This is a genomic window from Carnobacterium sp. CP1, from assembly GCF_001483965.1.
Lineage (GTDB): Bacteria > Bacillota > Bacilli > Lactobacillales > Carnobacteriaceae > Carnobacterium_A > Carnobacterium_A antarcticum.
In genome coordinates this window covers 2,200,675-2,222,221 of the sequence record NZ_CP010796.1, presented here as the reverse complement: position 1 = coordinate 2,222,221, position 21,547 = coordinate 2,200,675, and the positions used below count along the sequence as shown (strand labels likewise).

The 21,547-nt window shown below is 39.5% G+C and carries 18 protein-coding genes; 3 read left to right on the top strand and 15 right to left on the bottom strand.

Translation table 11 applies throughout. The features are described 5' to 3' along the window. Positions 1-29: 29 nt before the first annotated feature. From NY10_RS10490 to NY10_RS10445, 10 genes are all read right to left on the bottom strand, one after another. Positions 30-1,214 carry a PDZ domain-containing protein gene (locus tag NY10_RS10490; protein ID WP_058919899.1) on the bottom strand — a complete coding sequence of 395 codons (1,185 nt, stop codon included), beginning with the start codon at positions 1,212-1,214 and terminating at the stop codon, positions 30-32. Between the two features lie 318 nt (positions 1,215-1,532). Then, positions 1,533-2,777 carry a C40 family peptidase gene (locus NY10_RS10485; RefSeq protein ID WP_058919898.1) on the bottom strand — a complete coding sequence of 415 codons (1,245 nt, stop codon included), beginning with the start codon at positions 2,775-2,777 and terminating at the stop codon, positions 1,533-1,535. 65 nt (positions 2,778-2,842) lie between these two features. Continuing rightward, a complete protein-coding gene (gene ftsX, locus NY10_RS10480) occupies positions 2,843-3,730 on the bottom strand; it encodes a permease-like cell division protein FtsX (RefSeq protein ID WP_058919897.1) in 888 nt (295 codons plus the stop codon). Then, the gene (gene ftsE, locus NY10_RS10475) at positions 3,720-4,406 is read right to left on the bottom strand and encodes a cell division ATP-binding protein FtsE (protein ID WP_058919896.1); all 687 of its coding nucleotides are present in this window, start codon (positions 4,404-4,406) and stop codon (positions 3,720-3,722) included. Before ftsE ends, ftsX begins: the two co-directional genes overlap by 11 nt. Positions 4,407-4,784: 378 nt before the next feature. Next, a protein-coding gene (gene prfB, locus NY10_RS10470) for a peptide chain release factor 2 (RefSeq protein WP_376821391.1) occupies positions 4,785-5,895 on the bottom strand; the annotation gives its coding sequence in 2 pieces (ribosomal slippage) (positions 4,785-5,822 and positions 5,824-5,895; 1,110 coding nt in all). Positions 5,896-5,976: 81 nt separating this feature from the next. Then, positions 5,977-8,502 (bottom strand): preprotein translocase subunit SecA, encoded by a 2,526-nt coding sequence (secA, locus tag NY10_RS10465; RefSeq protein ID WP_058919895.1) that lies wholly within the window; start codon positions 8,500-8,502, stop codon positions 5,977-5,979. 317 nt (positions 8,503-8,819) lie between these two features. After that, complete coding sequence (gene hpf / locus NY10_RS10460) at positions 8,820-9,362, bottom strand: ribosome hibernation-promoting factor, HPF/YfiA family (RefSeq protein WP_058919894.1); 543 nt, start codon at positions 9,360-9,362, stop codon at positions 8,820-8,822. A gap of 134 nt (positions 9,363-9,496) precedes the next feature. Continuing rightward, positions 9,497-10,195, bottom strand: a complete 699-nt coding sequence (locus tag NY10_RS10455) for a ComF family protein (protein WP_231726737.1) — start codon at positions 10,193-10,195, stop codon at positions 9,497-9,499. After that, positions 10,192-11,535: an ATP-dependent helicase ComFA gene (locus NY10_RS10450; RefSeq protein WP_058919893.1), complete on the bottom strand. Its 1,344-nt coding sequence runs from the start codon at positions 11,533-11,535 to the stop codon at positions 10,192-10,194. The genes NY10_RS10455 and NY10_RS10450 overlap by 4 nt, the downstream gene beginning before the upstream one ends. A gap of 76 nt (positions 11,536-11,611) precedes the next feature. Continuing rightward, positions 11,612-12,469 (bottom strand): DegV family protein, encoded by an 858-nt coding sequence (locus NY10_RS10445; RefSeq protein WP_058919892.1) that lies wholly within the window; start codon positions 12,467-12,469, stop codon positions 11,612-11,614. 283 nt (positions 12,470-12,752) lie between these two features. Here NY10_RS10445 and NY10_RS10440 point away from each other — a divergent pair, with 283 nt between their 5' ends. Continuing rightward, a complete protein-coding gene (locus NY10_RS10440; protein WP_058919891.1) occupies positions 12,753-13,397 on the top strand; it encodes a YigZ family protein in 645 nt (214 codons plus the stop codon). 102 nt (positions 13,398-13,499) lie between these two features. Further along, positions 13,500-14,558, top strand: coding sequence for an LCP family protein (locus tag NY10_RS10435; RefSeq protein WP_058919890.1), 1,059 nt, complete (start codon positions 13,500-13,502; stop codon positions 14,556-14,558). A gap of 60 nt (positions 14,559-14,618) precedes the next feature. Here NY10_RS10435 and NY10_RS10430 read toward each other — a convergent pair whose 3' ends face one another. Beyond that, entirely contained in the window at positions 14,619-15,698 is a 1,080-nt protein-coding gene (locus NY10_RS10430; RefSeq protein WP_335338713.1) for a glycosyltransferase family 4 protein, read from the bottom strand. A 133-nt stretch (positions 15,699-15,831) separates the two neighbouring features. Here NY10_RS10430 and NY10_RS10425 point away from each other — a divergent pair, with 133 nt between their 5' ends. Then, the gene (locus NY10_RS10425) at positions 15,832-16,866 is read left to right on the top strand and encodes an LCP family protein (RefSeq protein WP_082664236.1); all 1,035 of its coding nucleotides are present in this window, start codon (positions 15,832-15,834) and stop codon (positions 16,864-16,866) included. A 94-nt stretch (positions 16,867-16,960) separates the two neighbouring features. Here NY10_RS10425 and NY10_RS10420 read toward each other — a convergent pair whose 3' ends face one another. The 4 genes from NY10_RS10420 to NY10_RS10405 form a co-directional block, all read right to left on the bottom strand. Then, positions 16,961-17,674, bottom strand: coding sequence for a GntR family transcriptional regulator (locus NY10_RS10420; RefSeq protein WP_058919887.1), 714 nt, complete (start codon positions 17,672-17,674; stop codon positions 16,961-16,963). 10 nt (positions 17,675-17,684) lie between these two features. Further along, positions 17,685-18,389 (bottom strand): glucosamine-6-phosphate deaminase, encoded by a 705-nt coding sequence (locus NY10_RS10415; protein WP_058919886.1) that lies wholly within the window; start codon positions 18,387-18,389, stop codon positions 17,685-17,687. 28 nt (positions 18,390-18,417) lie between these two features. After that, positions 18,418-19,551, bottom strand: coding sequence for an N-acetylglucosamine-6-phosphate deacetylase (gene nagA, locus NY10_RS10410; protein ID WP_058919885.1), 1,134 nt, complete (start codon positions 19,549-19,551; stop codon positions 18,418-18,420). 73 nt (positions 19,552-19,624) lie between these two features. Continuing rightward, positions 19,625-21,532, bottom strand: coding sequence for an LTA synthase family protein (locus tag NY10_RS10405; protein ID WP_058919884.1), 1,908 nt, complete (start codon positions 21,530-21,532; stop codon positions 19,625-19,627). Positions 21,533-21,547: the final 15 nt, after the last annotated feature.

The following is a 21,547-nucleotide window of genomic DNA, read 5'->3' as shown; positions in this document are numbered from 1 at the left end:
ATGTTCATTCTTTCTTTAGGTATTCTTAGCTAGTTGTGCAGCAAAACTAAGCCGATTTCATGCGGTGAATCTGCATATAAAGCCGTTTCAGTTAACCGAAGTTCTCCATCTGGTCCTTTTACTTTCAAGCGACAATAAACACTGTTGCTAGATAATGCTTGATGAAAATCTTCTTCCGTTGCAAGCGGGTGGTCATTACAAGAAATAAGGGTATCTCCGACAGTTAATTCCATTTTTTCAGCAGGTGTGTCCGGACGAACGCCGATGACTTTAATACCGCTGTCTGATGGGCCAAATAAAAAGGTCCATTTTTTCTCACGTTGACGGTGACGGTAAAGGACTACCGCTCCTCCGACGATTAATAAAATCAATCCGGCAAATCCTGAATAACTCGTCCAAATTGAACCAATAGCTGTCAATCCTGCCACAACCGTTAAAACAGCTAAGTCTTTCACAATTAGTTCAGTAGCCGCTTTAGGCATTTGCGACTGTACCGTAAAACGGAATCCCATTAAAATAGGTAGCCAGAAAAAGGAATACGTTTGGTTTCCGATTGCAAATACAGGCCACCAGTCAAAAAAGGCTCCAAAACTTTCTCCGGGGATGATCAATAATAAAGGAACTACCCAAAAAGGTTTTATTTGATAACGAGCAATTTTTTTCCCGCGCTTTGTATTCAAAAAACGAGGCGAAAGTTGTTTGGTCGCGTGTTTGCTTAATGTCACTAATGTCATTGCTAACAAAAAGACCGTTATAAATAATACGTTGGTGATCAAACTAGTGTTGACCCACTGCATTTGTGTCAATGGTCGATACCAGCCAGCGGGTAAAAAATTAAAGGTATCTTGAGTACCTACCATAGCTCCCCCGATTAAAACCAAAGTCGTCAGAGAAAAAGCAAATAACGGGTGCACGAAACGATAACCGACGATCATCAGTAAAATCGTTACAACTTGATAGACAATAATCCAGTCTAATGTAATGGGAAATCCGATTCCTATTGATAACAAGGAACCGATCAGGCCAGTGACCAATCCTAACAGCAAATAGTTTTTGACTTCATAAAACGCTTTGTAAATAGCGACTCGATGATTGCTTCTTTCTGTTTTGATTCTTTGATAACTCGTTCCGATTGCAATAATTAAGCCAACCAAAAAAGTTGGTTGGATCAAAAAAATAAGTACCGCCATAAAAAAATTTGACGCGATTTGCATATAGACCTACACCCCTTCTACTTTCACTATTCATTGAACAACTTTTATTTCAACCACTAAGAAACCATTGGTTACTAGTTCTTTATTATTTTTACTAGAGAATGACAGCTGCAACTATTCTCATCTCTCTTATAGCGTACCTATTTTTAGCTGAAATGTAAAACTTAAATTAAAAAAACTTTTAAAAGATGAATTTCTTTTACTCTCTTAAAAACAAAAAGCCTGAGATAAAATCACTTATAGTGGTTTTTTCCCAGACTTTTTGCATCGCATTTAGGGTACGAAGGTTCATTTTTGCGTATCAGAAATCTTTTAAAATTAGTTTACTCGTCCATATCCAACTACATATTGAGCCCAGTAATATTGGTTAATTTGTGCTACGGCTACGCCTGAAGAAGATTGAGCTCCAATGAAACTACCGTTTCCTAAGTAAATACCAACATGGTCAATACTACCTGTTTGGTTAAAGAATACTAAGTCTCCAGCTTTAGCTTCAGATTGAGAAATCTTTGTAGAAGCGGCATATTGTGCACTTGCTGTCCGTGGAAGGCTGATTCCAGCTGCATTAAAAGCGTACTGAGTAAAACCAGAACAGTCAAATCCTGCAGTAGTTGTTCCACCGTATAGGTAAGGAGTTCCTTGCACGCCAAAGGCTGCGCTTTGGACTGCACCCCAAGATCCGCCTGCAACAGGTGTTGTTGTAGCTGCTGGTTTGCTTTCAACAGCTTTAGCTTTTGTTTCAGTTGTTTTTGTTTCAGTCGCAATTGGTGTTGCTGTTTTTTCAGCAGCTGTCGCTACTGTATTTGTTGCTACAGCTTCAGTTTCTGTTTCGTCAGAAGTCGCTACAGCTACAGTAGCTGTTTTAGCTGCTTGCAACTCTTGTGCGGCTTTTTCAGCTGCGGTTTTCGTTGCTAAAAACTGTTCTTTTTCAGTTTCTGCATCAGCTTTTTCAGCTGCAAGTGAAGCTACCACTGCTTCTTTTTCTAAACCTTGTTGCTCTAGATCTGTTTTTGCAGCTTCTAACTTAGCAGCTACAAGTGTTTGGTTTTCCAATGTTTTTTCAGTTTCTGTTTGTTTCGCTGCGACTAATTCTTTGTCAGCAGCTTGAGCTTTTACTAACTCTTGATTAGCTGAAACCAATTTCGAAACAACATCTGCACGACCTAAAACATCTGCAAAAGATTCAGATTCCAAAATAAAATCAACATAATTTTGTGTATCTCCATTTACTTGAACTGTACGCGCTTGTTCAGCTAGTTTTGCTTCACGAGCTGCAATGCCTTCATTTAATGTATCGATTTGGCTGTTTAGTTCTTTCAATGTTTCTTGTGTTTCTGTCATTTCAGTCATCAATGAAGCAGCTTTTGATTCATTTTTAGCCATGCTATCTGTAATAGCAGCTAATTCGTTAGCGACAGATTTTTTTTCATCTTCAAGCTTGTTGATTTTTTCAGTCGTTTGTTTGATGTTGTCATCAATCGCTGCTTCTGCTGTTAATGGTGCTAAATAGGTTGTTACTCCCATAGATGCTAATAAAACAAGAGTTATAAGTTTCTTATTCACGTTTTCTTTCCTCCGCTTTCCCTAAATGCTTTTTTTTGTTCATTTTTTTTTATTATTTTTAGTTGTTAAACTTTTAAGAATCTTCTAATTGAAATAGACGATCCTATTGATCCAATCAAAACGCCAATCGCGATCATCAAACCACCGATTTGGTATAAAAAGGGAACAGGCGTTAATAACGCGAAATACGTACCTGTTAGGTACTGTGTTCCTAAATCATAAGCTGCGACATAAATAAAGCTAAGCAGTGCTGTTGGAATCAGTGAACCGATTAGACCGATCATTGCGCCTTCAATTAGGAATGGCCATCTGATAAACCAGTTTGTTGCTCCAACTAACTTCATGATTTCGATTTCTGTTCTACGAGACATAATAGTGATTCGAATAGTATTGGATATCAAGAACACCGCTGTCAACACAAGCGCGATGATAATGACCGCTCCAACATTCCGAACAGTTTTCATTGTTTTAAATAAGTTATCTGCGGTTGCTCCGCCGTAATTTACTTTGGCTACATAATCCAAAGCTTCAGATTGCTTAGCAACGGTTGATGTGTGCTCTGGCGTGTCCGTGTTTACGATATAAACGTCATAAAGCGGATTGTCATCCCCTTGGAACAAATTGAATTCATTTCCATAGCTTCCAACAACTTGTTTCAGTTCATCTTCACGACTGGAAAACTCCACTGTATCAACATGATCAATAGCAGCCAGGTCTTTTTCTAATTGTTCCTGTTGCCCTTCGTCGGCTGCTAAATCGATATACACTCTGACGCTTACGTCATTTTCGATATCGGTCGCTAGTTTATTCACATTCATCAGCATTGCAATAAATGATCCAACTAAAAGTAAGGTTACCGCTACTGCACTGATGGCAGCAATCGACATCCAACCATTTCGTTTTAGACTTTTCAGACTTTCAATCAAATGTCTTTTAATCGTTCTAAACTTCATATCCGTAGTCTCCTTCCAATTGATCTCGGACAATGCGTCCATTCTCAACCGCAAGTACACGGTGTTTAACGACATTTACGATTTGGCTATTATGCGTGGCCATGATGACGGTCGTTCCTTGATTGTTGATTTCTTCCAAGATATTCATGATTTCCCATGAAGTATCTGGGTCAAGGTTCCCTGTCGGCTCATCCGCAATCAATACTCGCGGCATGTTCGCAATAGCTCTAGCAATGGCGATCCGTTGTTGTTCTCCACCGGATAGTTCATTCGGAAACATTCTTACTTTGTGTTTTAATCCTACTAATTCCAGAACTTCCAAGACACGTTTTTTAATGATCTTAGGGTTTTTTTCAACCACTTCCATTGCATAAGCAATGTTTTCATAAACGGTTAATCTCGGTAATAATTTAAAGTCTTGGAATACTACTCCAACATGACGTCTTAAATAAGGGATATCTTTATCTTTCATTGTTACTAAATCGAAATCCCCAACTTTAATCGTTCCTTTGGTTGCTTTTTCTTCTCTATACATCATTTTAATAAACGTCGATTTACCTGCTCCACTTGGGCCAACTACATAAACGAATTCGCCTTGTTCAATACGAACAGTTAAACCGTTAATTGCTGTAATGCCATTAGGATATTTCTTGTAGACATTTAGCATTTCAATCATCATATCACCTAACTTTTTTTGAATTTCTATTGTTTTCTTAAGTGGGATCAGTATCTAGAGAGTTTTTTTCCTCTTCGCTCTCAATCCTTACCCATTATAGCATTATAAAAAACAATGTCTGTTGTAGTTTGTTTACAAATACATTTCATTGTGACGTATTCCTGTAACGAACTGTATTATTCAAAGGTTTTTTGACGTTATTTTTTCTATCCCCCACTTTATTAGAATAAAAACCTCATTTTCAAGTCCTCATTCACCTTATCTTTTAATTATGACTCGTTATTTTGGGAACAGAAACCAACAATTTATTGTGGTTTAAAAACAGAAGAACTGTCAAATCATTACATTTGACAGTTCTTCTCCTAATCTAATTACTTTTTAATCTTTTTGAGTCATTCTACTTCTTAAATAAGCATTAATAAATGGGTCGATATCTCCATCCATAACATTTGTAACATTCCCAGTTTCATAATTGGTCCGATGATCTTTCACCATTGTATAAGGGTGGAAAACATAAGAACGTATTTGAGAGCCCCAGCCGATTTCTTTTTGTTCTCCGCGGATTTCAGCCATTTCTCGTTCTTTTTCTTCCACTTCGATTTGATGCAGCTTTGCTTTCAGCATATTCATGGCTTGATCTCTATTTTTCAACTGTGAGCGTTGAGCTTGACTAGCCACTACGACCCCGCTTGGAATATGAGTGATCCGAACAGCTGAATCAGTTTTATTGATGTGCTGTCCGCCGGCTCCGCTAGCCCGATAAGTGTCCACTTTTAAATCTTCAGGATTGATATCAATGTCGACATTGCCTGCCAGTTCAGGAATCACATCTATGGAAACAAATGATGTATGTCTACGACCAGCTGAATCAAACGGAGATATCCGCACTAAACGGTGAACGCCTTTTTCGGCTTTTAAATAGCCATAAGCGTTATGGCCTTTAATCAGCAACGTTACACTTTTAATACCTGCTTCATCTCCATCTTGATAATCCAATGTTTCCACTTTGAACCCTTTTTTCTCAGCCCAGCGCGTGTACATCCGCAGCAACATGCTGCCCCAGTCTTGTGATTCTGTTCCGCCTGCTCCAGGATGCAGCTCCATGATCGCATTATTTTTATCATAGGGGCCGCTTAGCAGCATATCCAGCTCATATTGATCCAGCACTGCAAGAAATGTTGTTAATTCATCATTTAATTCTTTCTCTAATTCTAAATCCGTTTCTTCCTTAACCATTTCCAGTAATACTTCTAGCTCTTCTTGCTTTTCTTCCAATTGTTTGAAGCTCGTGTACTTTTCTTTCACTATATTGGCTTCATTGATCAAATCTTGTGCTTTTTGAGCATCGTCCCAAAATGTCGGTTCCGTCATTTGATCATCGTAAGCCGCAATCGTTTGTTCCATCGCCTCTAAGTCAAAGAGACCTCCTGAAACCGGCAATCTTTCCTGCTGCAGTTTCTAGTTTATTTCTAACGTCGCTTATTTCCATTGTATCCGCTCCTCTAATTGATTAGTGAGAAAAACACGATTTGATTCACAAATCGTGTTTTCCTCTTTTTAATCTGGCTATTTAAACTTTACCATGACAGTTTTTATACTTTTTCCCGCTGCCGCACGGACAAGGGTCATTGCGGCCTATTTTTGAACCGTCAATTTTAATTGGTTTTTTCTTTGCTTCTTTCACAACTTCACCGTCACCGGCAGAACGCGCTGTTGTTCCTTTAGCCACTTGTTCACGTTGCAAGTTTTGACGAATTTGCGACTTCATCAACAAACGAGTTACATCATAATCAATCGCTGCAATCATTTCTTCGAAAAGTCTGAATCCTTCTGTTTGGTATTCAACTAGTGGATTAGCTTGTCCATAAGCTACCAAACCAATTCCTTGACGCAATTGATCCATTGTATCAATGTGATCTGTCCATTTGCTGTCGACTACTCGCAAAATAACCACTTTTTCAAATTCTAACACTTGCTCTGTACCGTTCAATTGCTGTTCTTTCTCCGCATAAATCTTTTTAGCTGCTTCCAATAAATTCGTTTGGATTTCTTCAGGCGTTTTATTTTCTAAATCAGCTAATGTTAAGTCATCCGGGTGCACTACAGCAGAATGAGCAAAATCTAAAATATTTTGTAGATTCCATTCTTCTTTCGGTCCTTGCGTATGCAATTGTACCATTCGTTCGATTGAGCGTTGAATCATCGGTACCGTTACATGTTTCAATGAATCTTGTGCCATAATGACTTCTAATCTTTGATTGTACATAATTTCCCGTTGTTCACGCATCACGTCATCGTATTGCAAAACATTTTTACGTGTGTCGTAGTTGTTTCCTTCAACTCGTTTTTGTGCAGATTCCACTTGACGCGAAATCATTTTGCTTTGAATAACAGCATCTTCATCTTGAACTTTTAAACGTTCTAATACCGCTTGAATGCGTTCAGAACCAAAACGTCTCATTAAATCGTCTTCCAATGAAAGGTAAAATTGTGTCACACCTGGATCGCCTTGTCGACCAGCACGTCCACGCAATTGGTTATCGATCCGTCGGGATTCGTGACGTTCGGTACCAATAACACAAAGGCCGCCTACTTCTCGAACACCGGCTCCTAATTTGATATCTGTTCCACGTCCTGCCATATTAGTAGCAATAGTGATTGAACCTTTTTGCCCTGCATTAGTAATGATTTCCGCTTCTTTAAAGTGATTCTTAGCATTTAACACTTCATGTGGAATACGGGCTTGCTTCAACAAGCCAGACAATAATTCAGACGTTTCAACTGCCACTGTACCAACCAAAATCGGTTGTCCGGTAGCATGACGTTCTTTGATTTCCTCCACAACAGCTTCGAATTTGCTGATCAATGACGGATACAGCAAATCAGGACGGTCATCCCGAATTAAAGGTTTATTCGTCGGGATAGCTACCACACTGATGTTGTAGATTTCACGGAACTCTTCTTCTTCCGTCTTAGCTGTTCCGGTCATTCCGGCTAGTTTTTTATACATTCTAAAGAAGTTCTGGAAAGTGATATTCGCCATCGTTTTTGATTCATTTTGAATCGTGACGCCTTCTTTCGCTTCGATCGCTTGGTGAAGTCCGTCAGAGTAACGGCGGCCTTCCATGATTCGACCAGTAAATTGGTCAACAATCATGATTTTATCGTCTTGAACAACATAATCAATGTCGAACATCATAATGTAGTTGGCGCGTAAAGCTTGGTCTAGGTGATGCGTCAACCCTTGGTTTTCCACATCATATAAATTTTCGACCCGGAAAGCTTTCTCGGCTTTTTCCATTCCTACTTCTGTCAAGACAACGGTTTTCGATTGCACATCGATCGTGTAGTCTTCTTCTTCTTTTAGGCCTTTAACGAAAAAATCCGCACGGGTATAAAGAGTCGTTGATTTTTCTGCTTGCCCTGAAATGATCAAAGGTGTTCTCGCTTCATCAATTAAAATGGAGTCTACTTCATCGACGATCGCATAGTTTAATGGGCGTTGAACCATTTGTTCTCTGTAAACGACCATATTGTCTCTTAAATAATCGAATCCCATTTCATTGTTCGTGCTGTACATAACATCTGATAAATAAGCTTCGCGCTTTTCTTCAGCTGATTTTGAATTCAAATTTAAACCAACCGTTAATCCTAACCATTGATACAATTCTCCCATTTCAACAGCATCACGGCTGGCCAGATATTCATTGACTGTTACAACATGAACGCCTTCGCCGGTTAAGGCATTCAAATAAACAGGCATTGTAGCCGTTAATGTTTTACCCTCACCTGTCTTCATCTCAGGAATGTTTCCTCTGTGAAGAGTCACGCCACCCATTAATTGTACGCGGTAAGGATACAAGCCTAATACCCGCTTAGCAGCCTCACGAACCACAGCAAAAGCCTCAGGCAACAAGGCATCTAGTGTTTCTCCTGCTTGATAACGTTGTTTTAATTCTGGCGTTTTCGCTTGCAGCTCTTCATCAGACAAGGCAGCCATACGATCAGCAAAAGCTTCGATTTGGTCTGCGACTTTTCCTAAACTTTTGATTTCTTTTTTATCGTTCTCAATTAAATTACGTAAAAAATTTGCCATTCAATTTTCTCCTCTATGTGTTGCTTATTCTATTGGGATTTATTTTTTTGCTTCATTATCAATTGTGATCGTAATCTAGTATTGTCATTTTTTGCCAAAGTTTTTAATTTTTTTAATTTTTTTATTGACAATCGTCAACATTCTTTTTAATTCTATCATTACTTATCTCCAATTGAAACCCTTTTGTAGGGAAATCTAGCAGTCAACAGCATACTCAAAGCCAATAAAGCAACCAATGAAGCAAAAAAAAAGAAGCTTGGAAAAAGCCCGATAGGCTTTTTCCAAACTTTCTTTTCTAACCGTATTGATTCCAATCTTTAATCTGTTTCGATTAAACCGTATTTTCCGTCTTTACGACTATAGACTATGCTTGTTCCATTTGTTTCAGCATCTTCAAAGATAAAAAAGTTATGACCTAACATATTCATTTGCAAAACAGCTTCTTCGCTATCCATCGGTTTCAATGACAAGCGTTTTGTTCTGACAATGTCTACATCATGCTCAAGGTCTTCATCGTATCCTTCTTCCACAGGAACTTGCATGGCAAAACCTTTTTCTCGTGATTTACGATTGATTTTGGTTTTGTATTTGCGCATTTGTCTTTCTAGTTTATCAACTACAAGATCTACACTTCCATATAAATCAGGTGAGGTTTCTTCCGCACGTAAAACTAAATAAGGAAGTGGGATGGTTACCTCCACTTTCGCAGTTTTGTCAGAATATGTTTTTAGGTTTACATGTGCTGTCGATTCTGGCACATCAGTAAAATAACGTTCAATTTTACTGACTTTTTTTTCAACATAACTACGAATTGCTGCAGTCACCTCAATATTTTCGCCACGGATATTATATTTAAACATAAACACTCTCCCCTTTCATCTGATTGTGTATCAGAATCAGCAACATCAGTTGGACCACTCAACTGATGGTTTGCTTAAACCAATTATATAGGATAGCGCTTTAATTGACAAACAAAATCAACAAGCGAGTGTTTTTATCTGGCAATCGTAAAGGTTTCGATCGTTTTCAGCTCCGTTGTCCGCAGCAGTTCAGCTGCATGAAACAACGTTCGGCCAGTCGTATACACATCGTCTACTAAAATAACGTCTCTATCTTTTAACTGTTCTCGGTATCGTTCATCTAGTTGAAACGGCTGCGGCGACAGCATACGGCCTTTACGGTCTTTGCTCGATTGTTTCTTTCCGGTTCCGATATGATGCAGCACAGGCAAGTACGCGATTTCCGCAGCTTGCAAAATGGCTTCTACTTGGTTAAAGCCGCGTAATTCTAAACTCGTTTGGCTAATCGGAATCGGTATGCAGATTTTATTTTTGTGAACCGGCTGATTGAAGTACTCTCGCACTTCTTGTTTGAACAATTGCGCTAAACGGTGATCCCCTTTGTATTTAAAGGCTTCGATCCATTCTTTTAAAAAAGCATTGTACTGGTAAAGTGCAATTTGTTTAAAAACATAATCAGGATAATCAGCCTGCCACCTCAAGCAATCCGAGCATAACCCAGCTTCAAGCCATTCTCGGCAACACCCAGGACAAACGGAACGTCCAGCTAATTTCACTAGTTTTTGACGACATTCTTGGCAACAGACCGTCGATTCGATTTTTTTAAATAAAATCAAATCTCCTAACCGCAATTTTTCCGTCTCTTTTTTACCACACCATAAACAGTTTATCACGATTTCACCAACCCTCTTTCACGAGCCAGGCGGTTCATCCGTTTGATTTGCTTGACCGCTCCTTTGATGGCTCTCGTTTGGCCATAATGGTAAAACAATACTAATCCCCTTGGAAATTCGCGGTGTCTGCCTGCTCGGCCAGCAATTTGTACTAGAGCCGATTCAGTAAAAGACGGATCTTCTGCTCCCAAAACCAGCACATCGATATCTCGAAAAGTCACTCCCCGCTCTAAGATCGTCGTAGTCAAAAGGAAATCATATGCTTCTTGCCGCATCTGCAGGACTTTTTCTTTGCGTTCCGGATCTTCGGCATATACTGTAGCAAATTGTCTGGCAGGATATTCTTTTTCTAAGAGCAGAGCTAATTGCTGCATTAAAACAATATTAGGCAGAAAAACTAAAAAACGTCTTTTCCGGATCAGCAGCTCTTCTACTTGTTTAAAAAAGGCTCCTTTTCGTTTTTCTTGTCTAATGGCTTTTTTCCAGTCCCCGCTCCACTTTAACTGTGGTTCAGGCAAAGGAAACCCATGGTAACGAGCCGGCAAGATAGAAGCTGCTACTGTTTTCCGTTGGATAGCTTGCTGCATTTTCTTGCTAGGAGTAGCTGATAAATAGATGAGCGTTCCATCCGTTTTCTTAGCTTTTTGAGCCGCAAATTGCAGCGATTGGTCAACAGGAAACGGGAACGCATCGATCTCATCGATGATCAATACATCAAAAGCTTGACTGAATCGCAGCAGCTGATGAGTTGTGGCAATAACCAGCTGAGTGTACTGGTAAGGATCTTCTGCTCCGCCATACAAAACGACTTGCTCTACTTCTTGAAAAGCCTTTTTTAATCTAGGAGCCAATTCCAAACAAACATCCACACGTGGCGAAGCAATACAGACTCGTTTTTTATTTCTTAACGCCACTTCGATTCCTTTGAAAATCATCTCGGTCTTTCCCGCACCTGCTACCGCCCAGATCAAACGAGTTTCTCCAGACTCAATCGATTGAATAATGTCTTGGGAAGCTTCTTGCTGCTGCTGAGATAAGTCTCCTTTCCATGTCAATATGGGCTCCTGTAAAGGCAGGAACTGATTGCTTTCTGGTAAAGAATACAATAGACTGCACCGCTTGACTTTCCCCATCTGCAAACAACGTCTACAGTAATAGCATACCGGTCCACAAGCACATGGCGCTGATTGCCGGTCAGACGACTCGCTCGCTCCGCAGCGATTGCATTTTATTTGTCCGTTTTTTTCACAAAATCCTTCCATCTGAATGATTCCTGCTATCTCTTCTAAAGGTTCCCTTAACTCGCTAAACAACAGCTCTCTGCCGATCAATGTCAACACTGACAACACCTCTTTATTAAAAAGTACGCAAAAAAAAGCAGATTGGTTTAATCCAATCCACTTTTTTTAGAAGTCTTCACAGAGACCTTGAGCGATCTTCTACCCAAGTCATTCCCAATGAACCTTCGCCTAAATGCGTGCCAATTACCGGGCCAAAGTAACTTAATTCAAATCGAACCGTAGGATAAGTTGCTTCTAGATGTTCTTTCCAAACTAATGCTTCAGCTTCAGCATTTCCATGAATAACGGTTGAAACGATGGGGTACCCTTCGGCAATATCTTCTGCCAATAAATGTTCAATTCGTTTTAAAGCTTTCTTAGTTGTTCTGATTTTTTCAAATACGACTATTTTTTTGTTTTCAAAATGCAGCAACGGTTTTATTTTTAGTAATGAACCGATGATTGCCGAACCGTTTGAAAGACGACCGCCTCGTACTAAATGATTTAAGTCATCCACTAAAAAATAAGCTTTTAATGTTTGACGCATTTCTGAAAATGTTTGAAAAATCTCTTCGACACTTGCACCTGCTTGTGCCATACGTGCAGCTTCCAACGCGTAATACCCTTGTGCCGCACAACTGAGTTCTGAATCATAAGGGTAAACAGCAATATTTCCCATCATACCAGCAACACTGACAACGTTTTGGTAAGTACCGCTAATTCCACTGGATAAATGCACACTGATAATCGCATCATAATCTTTCGCAAGTTCATTAAATAATGACAAAATTTGTCCAGTAGTCGGTTGAGAACTGGTTGGTAAAGCTTCGATTCCTCTCACTTTTTCAAAAAAATCTGTACTTCGAATGTCTACTTCTTCTAAATAAACTTCGTTAGTCATTATGACAGAAAGAGGCAATTTATAAATCGAATATTGTTCATACTGCTCTTTTGTTAAATAAGCCGTACTATCGGTAACTACTGCTATCTTCACATTTCCACCTCATGATTTTCTTTTGATGCCTGATACAAAGGAAGATTATACCATATAACAATGTCTAGAAATACAGAGGATGCAATTCTTAAAAGAATGTTCATAATAACTAGTTTTCATAACCAGATTCTTATGCCCTTTTTCTTCTCTATTAAGGCTTGGCGACTGATTAGTTGTGAACGAGTCCCTTGTTCATTTAAGCTTCCCAAGGTAAACTAAAAGAAAAACACTGATTCAGTAAAAAAAGAAAATAAAAAAACCAAACTAAAAAGGAGCGGTTCGTTTGCTGAAAAATTACTATACCATCGCAAAAGATGGGTCATTCGAAATTGAAATCAAAAAATCTCGTTTTATTTGTCATTTAAAACGTGTGGCCACCGAAGCTGAAGCTCAAGACTACATACAAAGCTTAAAAAAAGAGCATTGGAAAGCCAACCACAATTGTGTGGCGTATTTAATTGGCGACCAAAATGAAATCCAGCGGGCTTATGATGATGGCGAACCTAGCGGAACTGCTGGTGTACCGATGTTAGAAGTCTTAAAAAAGCAAGAACTGAAATACGTTGTCGCTGTTGTTACTCGGTATTTTGGAGGCACTAAATTAGGTGCTGGCGGTTTGATTCGTGCTTATGGAAAAGCAGTCAGCACCGCTTTAAAAGAAATTGGTGTCGTAGAACGAAAATTGCAAACCGAAATCAGCGCAACCGTTCACTATTCTGCTTCTGGCAAATTAGAAAACGACTTAATAGAATCGACGTACGCTATCAAGGAAATTCTCTATACCGATGAAGTCACGTTTGTTTGTTTTGTCGATGAACCAGACATTGCTGCTTTTCAAGCTGAATTAACCGATTGGCTAAATGGTCAAGTCGCTTTTAAAAAAGGTCCGCAAAGTTACCGTGAACTCACTTTTTCAGGAAATCATTAAGTTTTTTCTATTTTATCGGACACACCTTCCACATCAGATGCGGTTGTGATAAAATGATTAAGACTATTTTGTATTGAACACTCTATATAGAGGAGAATGATTTTGAAAAAACAAAACTATACTACACGTTTAGGCAATCATCGGCCAAAACAAAAAAAGAAAAAAACGGTTCTTGTGTTGTGCTTATTGCTGCCGGTAATGGTTCTTATCCTGGCCGGGGCTGTTTACTTCACAAAGCTTTATGTCACTGCACAACAAGCTGTGGACACGTCTTACCATACTCTTGAACGCGAAAACGCCATCGCAGTAGACCCTTTGACAGAAACTACGTCTATTTTATTGATGGGAATCGATGATACTGAAAGCCGTAATTTAGGCAGTGCACGAACCGATTCACTGATCTATTTGACTATTGATCCCAACAAACATGAAGTCAATATGGTCAGTATCCCTCGCGATTCTTATACAGACATTATGTACAACGGTGTGGCGTTGAATAAAGATAAAATCAATGCTGCTTATAGCCAAGGAGAAGAACAAGCGACTGTTGAGTCTGTTGAAAATCTATTAGATGTTCCGATCCATTATTACGTGACCTTTAACTTCGATGCCTTTCTTGAAATCATCGACGCTCTAGGAGGGATCGAAGTAGATGTTCCGATCACTTTCTCTGAACAAAACGCCGCTGGTACATTAGATCAAATCCATCTAGAAAAAGGCTTGCAAACGTTAAACGGAGAGCAAGCATTAGCGTTAGCACGAACTAGAAAAATTGATGATGATGTCAAACGCGGCGAAAGACAGCAGTTGCTGATTCAAGCTATTGTTGACAAAGCATTGTCGGTGGGTTCAATCACCAAATACTCTGATGCTATTAATGCTGTCGGCAACAATATGCGTACTGACTTGCGCTTTAATGATATGCTTGGCATTGCTCAAACCGGTTTAGACAGCGGCTATACGTTCAATTCTTATGTCTTTGACTGGACAGATTTCACTTTAAACGGTGCCAGCATGGTTGAACTTTATTCAGATAGTGTAGACTTTATCAGCCATCGGTTGCGTGTGTCTTTGGGACTGGATGTCGCTGACGAACGCGATACAGAAGATTATACGTTTCAAACCAACGGTATCGCAACGTACTATGGCGATAACTATTGATCAATCGATAAAAAAACCACCAAGTTCTCACATACATGAGGACTCGGTGGTTTTATTTTTTTATTCTTTTTTGTTTAAATTCTTTGCAAATTTTCGCAACCGCGCTAATAGCGGCTGACTATCTTTCCCAACTAAACCGATTGTCTCAACAAATAGTTCCAGCCCAAATAATAAACCAAGTGTTAAAAAAACAGATCCCCATAATGTTGAGATGGGATACAATAAAGCGATTACTGAAAAAATAGCAGCTAAGCAATAAATCGCTAAAACGGTTTGCCGATGTGTTAAGCCCAGTGCCATTAATTGATGATGCAAATGCATTTTATCTGCACTTGAAATGGGTTTTTTATTCAGATAGCGCCTTAACATGGCGTAAATCGTATCGGTGATCGGAATGCCCAGAATCACAACAGGGATGATCAAGGTAATCAAGGTAGCATTTTTCAGCCCTTGCAGAGACATCACTGCAATCATAAAGCCTAAAAACAAGGCGCCTGTGTCACCAAGAAAGATTCGAGCCGGGAAAAAATTGTAAGGCAGAAAACCTGCTAAGGCTCCCACTAAAACAAATATCATGATCGATACGACTGCGTCTTCAACGGTCAAAAAGAAATAGCCGATCACCCCCATGGTCGTCAGTGCAATCATTGATACTCCAGTAGCTAAACCATCTAATCCGTCAATTAAATTAACGGCATTCGTAATTGCTAGAATCCAAATGACTGTAATCGGCAAGCTTAACCACCCTAATGAAATAGAACCGATAACCGGCAAACTGACACTATCCATTTGTATATCAGCAACAAAGTAAATCACTAATGCGGCTAACGTTATGCCAACCATTTTCATTTTTGGCGAGAGTTCTTTTATATCATCAATGATGCCTGTAATAATGACAATTGTTGCCCCTAAAAAAATCGGCAAGATTTGTCGGATCGGAATGGGCAGCAAGAAAAACAATGCGAAAAAGAAAGAGAGATAAACACCCAACCCACCTAACGTTGGAATCTCCTTAAGATTGATTCGCCTTGTGTCCGGTTTATCTGTTGCTCCGATCTTGAACGCAAATTTACGAATCAAAGGTGTCAGTGCGAGTGATAATATGGCCGTCACTACACAGGTCACGATAACTAAAAACATATCATACATACAAAAATAACCTACCTTTAATTCCTATTTAACCTCATTATACAAACTCAACAAGAATAATACAATTGCAATCTGATAAGTAATCCACTACACTAATAAGAAACCATACAGATATAGGAGAAAAATGATGCGCTTAAATCGAATAAAAGAAAAACGAAAAAAGAAACGAATGCATACGCTTTTAATTACTCTCGCTATCATCATCTTGGCTGGATCCGTTTATGCTACTTACCTAGTACTTTCTGCCAATCATTTTCTGGATTCCATTCAAGGATCTGATCTACCTGAAACATCAATGAATGCGGATGAAAAAATTGTCTTAACCAACAAAGATCCCTTTTCCGTTTTATTGCTGGGAGTTGACAAGCGACCAGGAGATGTCGGACGAGCGGACTCCATTATCATCGCGACTATCAATCCTGAAACGGAAGATGTCCGCTTGCTTTCTATTCCGAGAGATACACGTGTGACCTTGCCGGATGGCCGAATAGACAAAATCAATGCTAGTTATGCTTATGGCGGCATTCCAATGACTGTAGAAACAATAGAAAACTTCTTGAATATCCCTATTCATTATTATGCTCAAATCAATATGCAAGGCCTAGTCGTTTTGGTCGATGCTCTTGGCGGCATCACGGTCGACTCGCCTTTAGAATTTGATGTGCAGGATATTGAAGACAAAGAAGGCGAAATCCATATCGACAAGGGCATCCAGCATTTAAACGGCGATCAAGCTTTAGGATATGCTCGTATGCGTTATGATGATCCTGCTGGCGACTGGGGACGTCAAGAACGCCAACGAGAGGTCGTGACTGAAATTATTAACGAAACCATCTCCATTAAAAGCTTAACCAACTTCAGCAAAATCTTTAACGCTGTTGGTCCAAATGTTGAAACAAGCTTCAAAGGTCGCGATTTGTGGGCCATTGCAACGAATTATACTAGTGCTTCACAGCACATCGAAACCCTCCAATTAGAGGGTGAAGAAGCTTACGAATACTTTCCTTCTTATGGACAAGATGTTTTTGTCTGGCTGCCGGATGAAGTGAAATTGGTTGCGTTGAAAGAAGAACTTCGACAACACTTAGGTTTGGAACAACAAGATACAATAGATGATTCTAGTTCTAGTATGCCTTTCGGTTCTGGAGAACTTCCTTAAGCAGCTTCTTCATTCGCTGCTGTACTTAAATTAAAAAGAAAGGCTGACTGCAACGGGTTTGTTGCAGTCAGCCTTTCTTTTTGTATTCTATTTTTCAGCTATTTTTTTCAAGAAAGAACTCAAATCGTTCGCCAACATATTGAGTACGAACGTATTCAAAAGGCAAACCGGTCTTGGAATAACTGATTTGTTTCAACCGCAAAATAGCTTGTCCGCGTTTGATAGCTAAATAATCAGCAATTTTTTCAGAAGCCAGCATAGCTGAAATCGTTTGTTCCGCATGCCCCACATGTAACCCTTTTTCTTCTTCTAATGCTCGATAAAGTGAACGAGTGATTTCTTGCTTGCTCAGGTTTTCAACGAGACTAAATGGAATCGTAGCTACTTCAAAACAGATCGGAATATCATCGGCATACCGAATTCGTTCCATCCGTAAAACCATTGTTTCTTCAGCCAATTTTAAATTTTCAGCTTCACTCACACTAGCTGGTTTGACATGATACGAAATCGTTTTGCTTGTCGGTGTTCGTCCTTGTGACAGCATGATGTCTGTAAAACTAGCAATTCCCACCATAATTTCCTGAACTTTTTTACTGGACACATATGTTCCAGAACCAACTTTTCTCTCTAAGATGCCTTCATCTACTAAGGTTTGGACGGCTTGTCTTAAGGTCATCCGACTGACTTTAAACTGAACAGCCAAGTCTCTTTCAGAAGGGATACGGTCGCCAACTTTCCAAATGCCATTTTCAATATCCTTACGCATTTGATTATGAATTTGAATATAAATCGGTGTTTCCTTACCCATGTTTATCCCCCTACTGTTGGATCAATTTTGCAGCTGCTTCGTCTACGATCAAAATAACATTTCCATGTTGTTGCAAGACGCTTGCTGGAACCTCTTCTGTAACAGGTCCTTCAAGTGTTTTTTTGATGGCTTCCGCTTTTTCTTCGCCAAAGGCCATCAGAATGATTTTCTTAGCTGAAAGAATGCTTTGGATACCCATTGAATAAGCATAACGCGGAACTTCTTCAACCGTATCAAAATTACGTTTATTTGATTCAATGGTTGATTCTGTTAAAGCAACTTTACGAGTAGTCGTATCAAATGATGTGCCGGGTTCATTAAAACCGATATGTGCATTTGTCCCGATTCCTAAAATTTGAATATCAATTGGATGATCGACGATCACTTGATCGTAGCGAGCACATTCGCTTTTTTCTTCTCCCAATCCATTTGGAATGTACGTTTCTTTAAACGGTTTGTGTGAAAATAATTGTTCTTCCATAAAATAGTGGTAGCTTTGCGGATTGTCAGCTGCCAATCCAAAATATTCATCTAAGTTAAGAGCTACCATATCTGAAAAGTCTAAATCACTCTCAACCATCGCTTTGTACATTGGAACGGGTGTGCTGCCTGTTGCTAAGCCCAAAACTTTTGCGCCTTCTGCCATCCCTGATTTAATCAATTCAAATGCTTTTTTTCCGCCTTCAATGTTGTCTTTTACAATAATCGTTTCCATTATTTCCCCATCCTTTTTGTAGTAGTTTTTATAAAATCATTTTCCCTAAGCTAATGGTTTGTTCCAGTGCTAATCCATGATCGAAAACGACCATATCTGCATCTTTTCCAACTTCGAGTGTGCCTTTTTGAGACAATCCGAATTCTCTTGCTTGGTTGACTGAACTCATCTTAACGGCATTTTCGATACCGCAACTTGTGAAAGCCAGCATATTTCTAAAAGCATCTTGAAATTCCAATACGCTTCCCGCTAATGTACCGTCTGCCAATCTAGCTTGCTTGTCTTTAACAAATACTTTTTGTCCGCCCAATTCGCTTTCACCGTCTGACAAGCCTTTAGCGCGCATAGAGTCGGTGATCAATTCGATATGATCTGGTCCAATGGCTTGATAAGCAATTTTAACCATATCAGGAGTAATATGGTAACCGTCAACGATCATTTCCGAGTAAATATCTTTTTCTAAGAATGCATGCCCCGTAACACCAGGTTCACGATGATGCAACCCTCTTTGAGCATTGTATAAGTGAGTGATATGAGAAGCCTTTGAATCCATTAATTGAGCACGCGTCGCATTGCTGTGACCGACTGAAAGGACGATATTATGGTCCACACAATATTGCTCAAATTCAGCAGCATCACTTGTTTCAGGAGCATAGGTCACTAAGCGGATCAATCCGCCGCTTAGCTCATTCCATTTGTCCATCATAGCAGCATCAGGAATGGCAATATATTCTTCGGGTTGTGCTCCCTTAAATACCGCAGATACAAAAGGTCCTTCAAGATGAATGCCTTGAATCACCGGGTTGGTCTTTGCCGCTTCTTTAATGGCTACCATGGCTTTTTCAATATTCTCATAAGACTGCGTCATGGTCGTTGGAAAGTAAGATGTTATTCCTTCTTTCTGCATTTCATGGATCATTTGGTTGATTTCATCTGGATCAGCATCCATACTGTCCCAATTATAACCACCATGGCTGTGTACATCAATAAAACCTGGAACTAATATTTTTCCAGCTGCATCAATAACGGCATCGCTTTCAGTTTTCTTGAAATCAGCCATTTTACCGATGTCTGTAATGGTTTCTTGGTAACGGATAAACCCATCTTCGATTTTCTCTTTGCCTGTATAAATGGTAGCATTTATCCATACAGTTGTTGTCATTTTTTCTCCTCCTTCGCTTTGTCACTCTCTATTATAAATGGTATAGACCATAAGTCAAGAAAAACCAGCACACTTATTCTGAATAAAAGTGTGCTGTTTTGCTGTAGTTCTCTCCAACAGTCGTGTCGTATTGCAATAAGTCATAATCCTGTAGAATCTCCAGCGTTGGCGCGGTCAATTCTTCCCTTGACTGTTTTGCAGTCTGCGACCCTTTTTCGAGGTAAATCCCTTTTTCAAAAGCCGGTAAAACGTCTTCCAATTCCATCAGCAGCGCGTAGTAAGGAGTAACCGGCGCACCTGCTGCTTTTAAAACATGGTTCATGAAATAGATGGGGCTAATGGTATCCAATGTTTCGTTTTCACTCTTTTTAGTTGAAGCAATCAAGACCGGCGTCTGGTGCATCGTTAATTCATCATTGGCCGCTACCACTTCGTCTCCATAAAAACCTGGCAAATGATCACCCCAAAAAACAACGATCGTGTCTTCTGCTAAATCCTGCAATTGGTCCAAGAAATTTTTTAAAGCATCGTCGCTATAGGCTAAGCCTTGATAATAATTAGCCGCTTCCGAATCATCAGCTGTGTGACTGCCTTTGAATGCTGTAGACGGATAATTCGTTGCATAAGGCATATGGTTTTGCATGGTTACCAGATGAACAAAATCCGCTCGATCTGTTTCTTGCAGTTTAGCGAGAATTTCTTGATACGCTGCATAATCAGAAATATACGGATTGTTTTCAAGTTTGTCATCATATGTCATCGTGCCTTCATGAATAAAGGTATCAAATCCCATTTCCTCATAGACTTGTTTGCGCTTGTACATCGAGGTGTTATAGGGATGGATCGCGGTTGTCGCATGTCCTAACTGCTGTAAGTACGAAACGACCGATGGCACCTGGTTTAAGCGAGAAGGCATTTGGGTATAAGGAGTGCTTAAGTTAGAAACAAAAGGTTCCATTGATAACCCGGTCAGAGCTTCGAACTCAATATTCGCCGTGCCTCCGCCATAGCCTTGCGACAACATATTGCCGCTTGTGTGCTGCTCCATTAAAGTTCTGATTTTCGGTATCGGATCTTGTGATACTCCAACATGGGCTAATGCAGTGGGGTCTGAAAAGCTTTCATTCATCACATAAATTATATTTACATCGTCTAAGACAGCTGTCCTTGTCTTATTGATCGTTTGAGCTTGTTTTTCGTACTTTTCCACTAATTGCTCGATACGTTTTTTTGAATAGCCCACTGGTTTCTCCATTGGGGACACATTTAAATTGTATAAAAAACCGCCAACAAAACCATTATTGTAATAATTCATTTCTTGGCTGTACGGAATCCAATAAGCATAATCATTGTAAGCTGCTTTGACCCTATTCCCCGGATCATTAAAAGCATTGATGTAAACTAAAGCCATACTGGATAAAACGAGTAAGCCTGCTCGCAAACCTTTGTTTAATGGTTTTCTCTGATAACCAGTTGTTTTATTTCGTTTCCGGAAGTATTTGATTAAAGAATATCCTCCTACAAGAAGGATGCCTATTCCAGCTACGCTCAACCATAAAACTCTAGCATCCATCATTTTAAGTAAAAAAGGCAGATTCGTGACCATCGCAAAGTCTGAAGGATACATCGGCTCTTCACGAAAGGCCATCTTCTGTTGTGTGGCGATTCCCATTCCTAAAGCCAATACTAGCAATACTAAGGCCCCTATACGTCGACTGCCGATCAAACTGACCAGCCACAAGTAAAGAATAAGAAGCACACTGGTTCCCAATAAAAATAATTCTGTATGCCATTCAAAGATAAATTTGAACGCCAATTCTGTACTAAATTGGTTTTGAAACACTTGCAGTATAAAATTTGAAACACTTGCAACTAAAAAGCCGCTGATTAAAGTTAGCCCCAACTCTTTTAATAGTTGGCTCATTAACGGTTGTTCGGCTGCATGACGTTTTTGTTGTTGCCAACGAGAAGTTTTCAACATCTCTTTAACCTCCCT

Coding starts and splice junctions, on each gene's coding strand:
- NY10_RS10490 (WP_058919899.1), bottom strand. CDS start 1,214: ATGCAAATCGCGTCAAATTTTTTTATGGCGGTACTTATTTTTTTGATC.
- ftsX (WP_058919897.1), bottom strand. CDS start 3,730: ATGAAGTTTAGAACGATTAAAAGACATTTGATTGAAAGTCTGAAAAGT.
- ftsE (WP_058919896.1), bottom strand. CDS start 4,406: ATGATTGAAATGCTAAATGTCTACAAGAAATATCCTAATGGCATTACA.
- secA (WP_058919895.1), bottom strand. CDS start 8,502: ATGGCAAATTTTTTACGTAATTTAATTGAGAACGATAAAAAAGAAATC.
- hpf (WP_058919894.1), bottom strand. CDS start 9,362: ATGTTTAAATATAATATCCGTGGCGAAAATATTGAGGTGACTGCAGCA.
- NY10_RS10430 (WP_335338713.1), bottom strand. CDS start 15,698: ATGTTTTTAGTTATCGTGACCTGTGTAGTGACGGCCATATTATCACTC.
- NY10_RS10425 (WP_082664236.1), top strand. CDS start 15,832: ATGATGCGCTTAAATCGAATAAAAGAAAAACGAAAAAAGAAACGAATG.
- NY10_RS10420 (WP_058919887.1), bottom strand. CDS start 17,674: ATGGGTAAGGAAACACCGATTTATATTCAAATTCATAATCAAATGCGT.
- NY10_RS10415 (WP_058919886.1), bottom strand. CDS start 18,389: ATGGAAACGATTATTGTAAAAGACAACATTGAAGGCGGAAAAAAAGCA.
- nagA (WP_058919885.1), bottom strand. CDS start 19,551: ATGACAACAACTGTATGGATAAATGCTACCATTTATACAGGCAAAGAG.
- NY10_RS10405 (WP_058919884.1), bottom strand. CDS start 21,532: ATGTTGAAAACTTCTCGTTGGCAACAACAAAAACGTCATGCAGCCGAA.